The sequence below is a fragment of the Kineococcus halophytocola genome (assembly GCF_041276425.1).
In the GTDB taxonomy this organism is placed as follows: Bacteria; Actinomycetota; Actinomycetes; order Actinomycetales; family Kineococcaceae; genus Kineococcus; species Kineococcus halophytocola.
Window position 1 is genome coordinate 1 of the sequence record NZ_JBGFTU010000049.1, and the last position, 3,286, is coordinate 3,286.

The following is a 3,286-nucleotide window of genomic DNA, read 5'->3' on the forward strand; positions in this document are numbered from 1 at the left end:
CCTCGGGTCGATCGCGTTGTGTGAGAACTCCATGATCACTGCCGGGGCCATGCCCGTCCCGGATGAGCCTTCACGGCGTGTCGTCCTTGACGCGCCTCACCTCACCGGACTTTGCCGGACCCCTGGGCTCCAGCGCCGTCGGGCCGGGGTCGGTGAACCTGCTCACCGGGGCCCTGGACCTGTCGGCTACCGATGCGGCCGCCTTCGGGGTGTCCATCTCCCGGACCGCCTCCTCCCGGCGCACCAACGCCGGCGCCGAGAACGTCGCCGGTTCCCCCTTCGGGCCCCAGTGGGTCCTGGGTGGGGTCGATGACGACCTGGACCTGAGCTGGACCTCGATCCGGCAGACCTCGGACTACTCCCTGGACGTCCTGGACGCCTCCGGTGAGTCGACGTCCTTCGTCGTCGATGAGGCAGGGACCACCTGGTACGCCGAGTCCGGGGAGGAGGACCTCACCCTTGTCGGATCCACCACCGTCGCTGGCGTCGACCTGGCGTTGACCCCGTTCAAGGCGACCTCCTGGACCTTGACCGATGGGGACGGCACCGTCACCGTCTTCGGCAACCGGGTCGCCATCACCGCCCCGGCCAACCGCCAGAGCGACTTCATCGCCAGCGCCAACACGCAGGCGAGCTGGCAGGCCACCTCCATCGCCCCGGCCAACGGCGGCGCCATCAACGCCACCCGGTACGGCTACACCCAGGTCAAAGTGCCGGACCGCAACGACACCTCCAAGATGGTGGACGCTTGGCGTCTGTCGCGGGTGGGGGCGGCCAACCCGGCCCTGTCCGCCAGCGCTCAAGGCACCTGCCTGACCGCGGCGACCCCCGGCCCGGGCTGCCGTGTGCTGCAGCTGAACTGGAACGGCAACGACGCCAGCGCACGGGTGAACTCCATCGACCTGTACGCCACTGACCCGACCGCTCCGACCGCCACTCCCAGTGCCCCGGTGCAGCTGGCGACGTACCTCTATGACGCCGCTAACCGCCTGGCCTCGGTCACCGACCGCGCGGGCCTGATCACCACGTACACCTACCGCGCCGACTACTCCTCCAAGACCGGGTCCACCCCCGTCACCGTTCCTGGGCCGGTGGCCACCGTGACCCCGGCCAAGCAGAAGGCGTGGACCTTCACCTACGGCGAGGTCGAGTCCACCTTCGACACCGGCCAGGCCGGGTCCCAGGGCCGGTTGCTGACGGTGTCGCGGCCCACCGTGTCGGCCTCTGATGGCACCACCGCGACCGGCACCGCCAGCTGGGACGTCGTCTACAGCGTCCCGCTGGACGTCACCCGGATGGGCCCGTACCCGATGTCGGCCCGTGCGGTGCTGACCTGGGGTCAGGACGTGGCCCCGTTGGATGCGACCGCCGTGTACGGACCCAACGCCGCCGACGTGCCGGACTCGCGCGTCGGGGTGCACGACGCAGCCGTGGACACCACCGCGCGCAACTGGACCGCGGCCGCGGTCAGCTACATGGACGTCAACGGTCACACCGTCAACGTCGCCCAGCCCTCCGCCCTCGCCGGGCGCTGGGTCGGCTCGGGAACCTGGAACGAGAAGGCCACCACCGCCGCCAACCTGGCCGCGATCTCGGCCACGACCGTCAGCACCCGCAACGGCGCCGGTCAGCCCGGCGCGGGCCTGCCCGGCGGATCTTCCCCGGCCGCCGGTGAGGTGCCCATCCCCGTCAAGGGAGCCCGTATCTCCGCCGCGATCGTCGATGCGGCCGGGAACACCACCTTCAGCCTCACCCCCGCCAACCGGGCCCTGGCCCTGGGCCAGGACGACGAGGCCGCCAAGGATGGGGGCGCCGGTGATGCCACGACGCAGCTGGGCGCCCTGTCCTCGACCAGCAGCACTCCGGATGTGAAGGGGTCCCCGACGTGGCTGCGAGCCCAGCTGCTGTCGACCCAGACCCGCTATGAGCTGTCCCGCTCCACCTTCACCGCCGGCCCGCAGCTGCGTGAACCGACCCAGGTGGCGGTCACGTCCCTGCAGCCGCTGCGGCTGACGATGACCCAGCCCGCCTCGGACGGATCGCCGACACCGGTGCCGGCCCGTGCGGTGACCTACACCGAGTACGACGCCGGGCGTCCCGCCAGTGGGGCGCAGGCCAGTGAGCTGCCGACGAAGGTCACCACCGGTTTCGTCGCCGGCACCACGGAGCTCCTGGACACCAAGCAGGTCATCCGCTACCGCGACCCGAACAACACCTCCCAGCCGTGGCAGCTGCGTGAGGAGAACGCCAGCTACGCCGGCGTCTCGGGGTTGACCATCGCCAAGCTGCGCCCGCTCGATGGGGGCGGCGCCGTCCACGACGTCCGGTACGTCGACACCGAGTACGCCTGGACCGGGGCCGCTGCCGGCAAGCCGGTCTGGGTGCGCACCTCAGCAGCTACCGGCGATGCCACCGAGACCCGCACCGCCTACGACGCCCTGGGCCGGGTCATCGCCGCCAGCATGCCCCGCAACCCCGGCGACACCAGCGCCACCGGAACCGCCTCCACCACGGTGACCCGCTACTACGGCGATGGCACCAACGGCACGAACAACTGCACCACCGCGACGTCTGCGGCCGCGGTCGTCTTCGCCGGCATGGTCTGCTCCACCGGCCCGGCCAACGTCCAGGTCGGCGGGTCCGCGGGGCTGCCCACCAGCACCACCACCTACACCCGCACCGGTCTGCCGGCCACGGTCACCGAGACCTTGACCCCGTACGGCTCGGGCACGAACTCCACCCTGCGGGCCACCATCAACGGCTACGACGGCGCCGACCGGCCCACGTCGGTGAGGACCACCACCTACGGTGCGCTGAACGTGACCGCCGGCACCGAGGTCAAGACCCTCACCTACGACGAGCAGGGCAACCCCGACAGCACCAGCGACGGCGGGTCCAGCAACGTGCCCAACGGCCGCACCCTGCGCACCACCTACGACACCCTGGGCCGGGTCACGTCCTCCCTCGAGGCCACCGGCTTGAAAACTCAGACCACGTACGACACGTCGGGCCGGGTCGCCACTACCACCATCACCGACACCAACACCTCCCCGGCCAACACCGGTGCCGCGGCCGTCACCGGCTACAGCCCCGTCACCGCCGGGAAGGTGTGGAAGCAGACCAACAGCTACGACCCCATCACCGGGGATCTGACCGGCACCTGGAGCGTTCCCGGTTTCGTGGACACGGGATTAAGCTGCAAGTTGCGCGATCTCGTCTAGATGCCGATACCCTAACTCAAACTCCCGCGGCGTCAAGTATCCCAGCGCCGAATGACGTCGGACCG

General features: G+C 70.5%; 1 protein-coding gene. It reads left to right on the forward strand.

The features are described 5' to 3' along the window. Positions 1 to 77: 77 nt before the first annotated feature. A complete protein-coding gene (locus AB2L27_RS20045) occupies positions 78 to 3,221 on the forward strand; it encodes an RHS repeat domain-containing protein (protein WP_370443259.1) in 3,144 nt (1,047 codons plus the stop codon). Positions 3,222 to 3,286: the final 65 nt, after the last annotated feature.